We start from the raw sequence: 7,009 nt of genomic DNA on the forward strand, positions 1-7,009 counted from the left end.
GTAGACTCTCTTTTTCTTCCCGCGCCCGCCCGGGGCGAGTTTGTGGTGGTTGCGCGCGTGGGGGGCGTGTCCCTTCTCGACCGTGTGCGAGATCCGCTCCTTGGTGAACCCGGCCGGCCGGCCCAGCGTGAACATACCGACGATCACGGCCGTGAGCAGGGCGATCAGCGGGGAGCCGGCGACGTCGAAGACACGCTGCACGGTGTGCGTGGGGTCGTCGACCACGATGTCGACCAGTGCCTTGGACAGCATCAGGACGACCGGCAGCAGGATGGTGGCGAGCGTGGCGCCGAAGCCGGGGCGCCTCTCCAGCTCCTCGGAGGGGCGCTGCGGGATCATGCGCTCCGGAGCCGGGACGTCGACCCAGCGTGCGGCGACCTTCGAGAACAGCGGACCGGCGACGATCACCGTCGGTATCGCGATCAGCACGCCGAGCGCGAGCGTGACGCCCAGGTTGGCGTGGACCGCGTCGATCGCGACCAGCGGGCCGGGGTGCGGGGGCACCAGGCCGTGCATCACGGACAGGCCCGCGAGCGCCGGGATGCCGATGCGCATCAGGGAGTAGTTGCCGCGCTTGGCGACCAGCAGGACCACCGGGATCAGCAGCACGATGCCGACCTCGAAGAACAGCGGCAGGCCGATCAGGGAGGCGATGAGCACCATCGCCCACGGCATCGCCCGGCCGCCCGCCCTGGCGAGGATCGTGTCGACGATCTCGTCGGCGCCGCCGGAGTCGGCGAGCAGCTTGCCGAGGATCGCGCCGAGCGCGATCAGCACGCCCACGCCGGCGACCGTGGTGCCGAGGCCTGTGGTGAAGCTGGTGATCGCCTTGTCGAGCGGTGCCCCGGCGAACGCGGCCAGCGCGAGCGACCCGATGGTCAGCGCCAGGAAGGCGTGGAGCTTGAACTTGGTGATGAGCAGGACGATGACGGCGATGCCCGCCAGGACGGCTATGCCCAGCTGGACGTGGCCGGCCGAGGTGATGGGCTCGACGGCGTCCGCTGCCAGCATCTCGACGCTGAGTCTGGTCACGGGTTTCCCTTGCAGATACGGGTACTTGGAAGGTGCTGCGAGATCTACTGCGGTGTGTCGGGAAGCGCGGCCAGTGCCCGGACGGCCCGCTCTGCGATTTCCTCCGGGGACCCGGAGACGTCCACGCAGACCCCTGCCTCGTCCGCCTGGAGCGGCTGGAGCGTGGCGAACTGGGAGTCCAGGAGCGCCGCCGGCATGAAGTGTCCCCGCCGGTGGGACATCCGGTCCTCGATGAGTTCCCGGGTGCCCGTGAGGTGCAGGAACACGATCCCGGGAGCCGTCGCCCTGAGCCGGTCGCGGTACGACCGCTTCAGCGCGGAGCAGCTGACCACCCCGCCCAGCCCGTGCCGCCCGTCGGCCCAGGTGCCGATGGCGTCGAGCCAGGGCCACCTGTCCGCGTCGTCGAGCGGGATGCCGGCCGACATCTTGTCGATGTTGGCCTGCGGGTGGAACTCGTCGCCCTCGGCGTAGGGAACGCCCAGCCGCGCGGCGAGCAGAGGACCGATCGTGGTCTTGCCGGTGCCGGCGACGCCCATCACCGCGACGACGTGGGGGGTACGCATCACTGCCTCGCTGTCTTCCTCGACATGCGACGCCGACATCCGGCGTCGGCCACACTGAAACCCATTAGGTACGACAAATTCAAGAGTGTGTGACGTATAAGTCTGACTTTTTGACTCCGTGATCCTTTCTGTACGCTGAGTGCATGAGCACACCGGGCCGAGGTCTGCACGGCCATGTACTGGACACCCTCGGCCCCGCGATCACCGCAGGCGAGTATCCGCCCGGCAGTGTCCTGCGCACGGACGAACTGGCTCAGCATTTCGAGGTGTCGCGGTCGGTGATGCGCGAGGCGGTGCGCGTCCTCGAATCCATGCATCTGGTCGAGTCCCGCCGCCGCGTGGGCGTGACGGTCCGCCCCAAGGCCGAGTGGAACGTCTACGACCCGCAGGTCATCCGCTGGCGCCTGGCGGGCGCCGACCGCCCGCACCAACTGCGCTCGCTGACCGTGCTGCGCTCGGCGATCGAGCCGGTCGCGGCCGGCCTGGCCGCCAGGAACGCCACGGCGGAGCAGTGCGCCGAGCTCACCGAGTGCGCGCTCGGCATGGTGGCCAACTCACGCGGCCACAAGCTCGAGGCGTACCTCGTCCACGACATCGCCTTCCACCGGGTCGTCCTCGCCGCCTCCGGCAACGAGATGTTCGCCCGGCTCGGCGACGTCGTCGCCGAGGTCCTCGCGGGCCGCACCCATCACGAGGTCATGTTCGAGGACCCCGACCCGGCCGCCGTCACCCTGCACGTCCAGGTCGCCGAGGCGGTACGCGCGGGCGACGCGGCCCGCGCCGAGCGGCTGACGCGCGAGATCACCGTGGGCGCGCTCCAGGAACTGGACGTCCTCGCGCCGTAGCGCTACTCGTCGTCCGGGAAGTCCCCGTCGACGTACACCCACGCCCCGCCGACCCGCTCGAACCGGCTCCGCTCGAGCAGCGAGCCGCCCCGGTAGGAGGCCCGGAAGGTCACGGTTCCGGTGGTGTGGAAGGCCGACCCTTCACCGGTGCCGAGCACCTCCAGCCCGGTCCACCGCATCCCCGGATCCAGCTCCAGCTCCGTCGGCCGGGTCCGCGGATGCCACGTCCGCAGCAGATACCCCGCGTCACCCGTCACGAAGGCGCTGTACCGCGACCGCATCAACGCCTCGGCGGTCGGCGCGACCGCGGCACCGGAGTGATACCGGCCGCAGCACTTCTCGTACGGCTCGGGCAGGCCGCAGGGACAGGTGGGCGCGGGCTTCGCGGCGCGGGCACTACGTCGGGACACGGCCCCTATTGTGCCGCGACGGCGAGCGGCAGGTCCGCGCGGGCGCATGTGTCCCCCCGCACCTCACCTCTCGGGACAGCACTCCTGTCGGAGCGCACCCCAGCTCAGGCCGAGCCCGCCGCACCCCCCGCTGCGGCAGGCGCCGGCAGCGGGGGCAGTGGCCCCCGGTGCAGCCAGGCCTCGAACAGCGCGTCCAGTGGCTCACCGGCGAAGCGGGACACGTGCGCGGTGAACGTCGGCGTCGACACCACCCCGTTGCGGTGCAGCCGCACCCAGCTGCGCAGCATGAGGAAGAACGCCTCGTCGCCCAGTGCGCAGCGCACCGCGTGCAGCGCCAGACCGCCGCGCTCGTAGAGCCGGTCGTCGAACATCGACTTGCGGCCCGGGTCGGCCAGCCGCAGGTCCTGCGGCAGCGTGGACAGCAACCGGTGTGCGATCGCGGCCAGTTGGTGCGCACTGCGGCCGCCCGAGCGTTCCGACCACAGCCACTCCGCGTACTTGGCGAAGCCCTCGTTCAGCCAGATGTGCCGCCAGTCGGCGATGGACACGCTGTTGCCGAACCACTGGTGCGCCAGCTCGTGCGCGACCAGCCGCTCCGAACCCCGGGCGCCGTCCACATGGTTGGCGCCGAACAGCGACAACCCCTGCGCCTCGACCGGGACATCGAGCTCCTCCTCGGTCACCGCGACCGCGTACTCGTCGAACGGGTACGGTCCGAACAACTCCTGGAACAGCTCCATCATCGCGGGCTGCCGCGCGAAGTCCCGGGAGAACTCGGGAAGCAGATGCGCGGGGATGTGCCCGTGCTGCGGCACGCCGCCCGGCCCCGGATCGCCCAGCAGCACCGTCTGGTACTTGCCGATCGCCAGCCCGACCAGATAGCTCGACGTGGGCGCGGACTGCTCGTACACCCAGGTGGTCGTCGACGCCTTCGTCGTACGGGTCAGCAGGCGACCGCCCGCGACCACCGAGTACGCCGACGGCGTGGTGACCGAGATCAGATACGACGCCTTGTCGGCCGGCCGGTTGTTGCACGGGTACCAGGACGCCGCCCCGATCGGCTGGCTCGCCACCAGCGCCCCGTCCTCCAGCTCCTCCCAGCCGAGCCCGCCCCAGGGACTGGGCACCGGCTTGGGATTGCCCGACCAGTGCACCTCTACCGTGAACGCGGCCCCGGCCCGCAGCGGCTTCGCCGGGCGGATACGCAGCCGGCCGCCGCGCAGGGTGTAGTGCGGCTGCCTGCCGTCCACCCGCACCCGGCCGATCTTGAAGTCGGTCAGGTTGAGCTGGAACTCGGCGAGCGCCGCCCGCCCCGCGATGGCGTTGATCCGGGCCGTGCCCGCGAGCCGGTTCGGACCCGGACGGTAGTCCAGCGCGAGCTCGTAGCGGTGCACCCGGAACCGGGAATCACCGTGGTCCGGGAAATACGGGTCCGAACCCGCCGACTGCTGAACTGCCACTGCCGCGTCCGCTCCCTGCGCCGTACCGCCACTCCGCCTCACCGGTGCACCACCCGTGACACACCTCGCCGAGTGGCCCGCGTTCAGGGACGCCATGCCTCGATCGGGTTGCCGAGCCAGCGAGTGTCGTCCGGGACGGACTCCGCGGCCATGACGAGCGACGCGGGACCCAGAGTGGTGCGGGCCCCGACCGTGCTGCCGGGCAGCACGATCCCGCCAGGGCCCAGCGTGGCACCCTCACGGAGGACAACAGTATCCGTCCGCAAGATCCGGTCGTGGAAGAGGTGAGTCTGGAGCACACAGCCGCGGTTGACGCAAACGGCGTCCTCCAGGGTCACCAGGTCCGTCTCCGGCAGCCAGTAGCTCTCCACCCACACCCCCCTGCCGACGCGCGCGCCGAGTCCCCGCAGCCACACCGTCATCAGCGGCGTACCCGGCACCGACCCGGCCAGCCACGGCACGGCCACGACCTCGACGAACGTGTCCGCCAGCTCGTTGCGCCAGACGAAGGAACTCCACAGCGGATGCTCCCCGCTGCGGTGCCGCCCCACCAGCAGCCACTTCGCCACGACGGACACGAGCCCGCCCGCCGCCCCGGCCACGAGCAGCACCGGCCCCGACACCAGCGGCGCCCACGACCCCAGCGCGCACAGCGCCGCCACCGTCAGCACGGCCAGCGCCGCCGAGCAGAGCACCGGCACCATCCGGCACAGCTCCACCAGCCCGCGCGCCCACAGCAGCCGGGCCGGCGGCTCGTAGGTGCGGCTCCGGTCGCCGTCGCTCGCGCTGCGCGGCAGCTTCACCGGCGGCAGCCCCAGGTACGAAGAGCCCTTCTTCGCCTTCTTGGGCGTCGCCGACAGCACACCCACCAGACCGCCGTCCGGCACGCTCCGCCCCGGCGCGGTCATCCCGGAGTTCCCGAGGAACGCACGCCGCCCGATCTCCGCGCGCCCGATCCGCACCCAGCCGCCACCCAGCTCGTACGGCGCCGTCAGCGTGTCGTCCGCCAGGAAGGCACCCTCACCGACTGTCGTCAGGCTCGGCAGGGCGAGCACCGTGGACACCTCGGCACCGCGCCCGACCCGCATCCCGAGCAGCCGCAGCCACACCGGCGTGACCAGCCCCGCGTACAGCGGGAACAGCGTCTCCCGGGACCGGTCCATCAGCTGCGTGACCGTCCACGCCTGCCAGCCGATCCGGCTGTGCGTCGGGTGCGTGCCCTCGCGCAGCCCGAGGCTGAGCAGCCGCACCGCGATCAGGATCTTCAGCGCGTACACCAGCCCGAAGGCCAGTGTGGCCGGGACGAGCGCGAGCGCGGCTCCCCGCAGGGCCCCCGCGAGTCCGGCCCCGGGCGCCACGAACTCACCGGCGACCAGCAGCGCGGCCACACCCGCCGACAGCGGCATGGCACTGAGCGCGACGCCCGTCACCCCGTACATCACCCGCCAGTACGTGCCCCGCTGCGGCCGTTCCTTGGGCCAGTTCCGCTTGGCCTTGCCGAGCTTGACCGCGGGCGCGCCGGCCCACCGCTGACCGGTGGGAATCTGCCCGGTGACGGCAGACCCCGGAGCCACCTCCGCCCGCTTGCCGACCCGAGCGCCCGGGAACAGCATGCTGCGGGTCCCGACGACGGCGTGCGCACCCACCTTCACCGGCCCGATCTCCAGCCGGTCCCCGTCCAGCCAGTACCCGCACAGGTCGACCTCGGACTCCACGGCGGCCCCGCGTCCCAGCTTGAGCATGCCGGTGACCGGAGGCAGCGAGTGCAGGTCCACGTCCTGGCCGATCCTGGCGCCGAGAGCCCGCGCGTACCGCTCCAGCCACGAACCGGTCAGCGAGGTCGCCCCGCTGAGCTCGGCCAGCCGCTCGGCGGTCCACAACCGCAGGTGCACGCTCCCGCCGCGCGGGTACCGGCCGGGTTCGAGACCCCGCAGCAGCAGCCGCGCCCCGCCCGCGGCGAGCGCGATGCGTCCCGGCGGGGTGAAGAACAGCAGGGCGCCGGCCGCGACCGGCCACCAGGGGGCCGTCGGCAGCCAGGAGTAGGCCGGCAGCAGGTTCCCCGCCGCCGCCAGAGCCACCGTCCAGCGCAGTCCGGCCAGCGTGAACAGCGGTACGAGCAGGAGAAGCTGGAGGAGCTGGGCGCGGACCGGAACCGGCGCGACCGTCCGTCGCGCGCCGTCGTCGTGCGCCGAGGCCTCCAGGCGCCGGGCCAGCTTGCGCAGGGTCGGCTGCTGGTAGATGTCGAGGACGGCCGCGCTCGGGTAGCGGGTGCGCAGCCGGGTGGTGAGCTGGGCGGCGGCCAGGCTGCTGCCGCCGATCGCGAAGAAGTCGTCGCAGGCGCCGGTCACCGGGATACCGAGGACCTCCGCCCACTGCTCGGCGAGCCAGGCCTCGGTGCCGTAGAGCCGTTGCGCCTTTCCGCCGGTCTCCAGCCCCTCCAGGGGCCACGGCAGGGCGTTGCGGTCGACCTTCCCGGACGTACGCGTCGGCAGTTCACCGACCGGCGCGAGCAGCGGGACCAGGGCGGCGGGCAGCTCCGCACGGAGCCTCTCCACCGCTGCCGCCTGGTCCCAGCCGTCCTGTGTGACGACGTACCCGACCAGGAGCTGGTTGCCGCCGTGCGCGGGGCGCACGGCGGGGGCCGCACCCGCGACACCCCGGAGCGCCGGCCGGGCGGCGTGCACCTCACCGAGCTCGAT

6 protein-coding genes are annotated in these 7,009 nt (G+C 72.2%); 1 reads left to right on the plus strand and 5 read right to left on the minus strand.

The window, feature by feature from the left end:
• The coding region (locus ACFW2E_RS37580; RefSeq protein WP_384473757.1) for a GntP family permease at positions 1–1,032 on the minus strand (1,032 nt) is incomplete at its 3' end.
• Positions 1,033–1,076: 44 nt separating this feature from the next.
• A complete protein-coding gene (locus tag ACFW2E_RS37585; RefSeq protein ID WP_384473760.1) occupies positions 1,077–1,595 on the minus strand; it encodes a gluconokinase in 519 nt (172 codons plus the stop codon).
• A gap of 143 nt (positions 1,596–1,738) precedes the next feature.
• Here ACFW2E_RS37585 and ACFW2E_RS37590 point away from each other — a divergent pair, with 143 nt between their 5' ends.
• On the plus strand, positions 1,739–2,440 hold the full coding sequence (locus ACFW2E_RS37590) for a FadR/GntR family transcriptional regulator (protein ID WP_384473762.1): 702 nt from the start codon (positions 1,739–1,741) through the stop codon (positions 2,438–2,440).
• A gap of 2 nt (positions 2,441–2,442) precedes the next feature.
• Here the strand turns inward: ACFW2E_RS37590 and ACFW2E_RS37595 are convergent, their stop codons facing one another.
• The 3 genes from ACFW2E_RS37595 to ACFW2E_RS37605 all read right to left on the minus strand — a co-directional run.
• On the minus strand, positions 2,443–2,898 hold the full coding sequence (locus ACFW2E_RS37595) for a YchJ family protein (RefSeq protein ID WP_384473765.1): 456 nt from the start codon (positions 2,896–2,898) through the stop codon (positions 2,443–2,445).
• A gap of 56 nt (positions 2,899–2,954) precedes the next feature.
• On the minus strand, positions 2,955–4,310 hold the full coding sequence (locus tag ACFW2E_RS37600; protein WP_384473767.1) for a M1 family metallopeptidase: 1,356 nt from the start codon (positions 4,308–4,310) through the stop codon (positions 2,955–2,957).
• Positions 4,311–4,393: 83 nt separating this feature from the next.
• On the minus strand, positions 4,394–7,009 hold a 2,616-nt coding region (locus ACFW2E_RS37605; RefSeq protein WP_384473770.1), incomplete at its 5' end, for a Pls/PosA family non-ribosomal peptide synthetase.

Source organism: Streptomyces sp. NPDC058964, assembly GCF_042741275.1.
Lineage (GTDB): Bacteria > Actinomycetota > Actinomycetes > Streptomycetales > Streptomycetaceae > Streptomyces.

Bases quoted from the DNA above. Each gene is read 5' to 3' on its own strand.
- ACFW2E_RS37585 (WP_384473760.1), bottom strand. From the start codon at position 1,595: ATGCGTACCCCCCACGTCGTCGCGGTGATGGGCGTCGCCGGCACCGGC.
- ACFW2E_RS37590 (WP_384473762.1), top strand. From the start codon at position 1,739: ATGAGCACACCGGGCCGAGGTCTGCACGGCCATGTACTGGACACCCTC.
- ACFW2E_RS37595 (WP_384473765.1), bottom strand. From the start codon at position 2,898: ATGCGCCCGCGCGGACCTGCCGCTCGCCGTCGCGGCACAATAGGGGCC.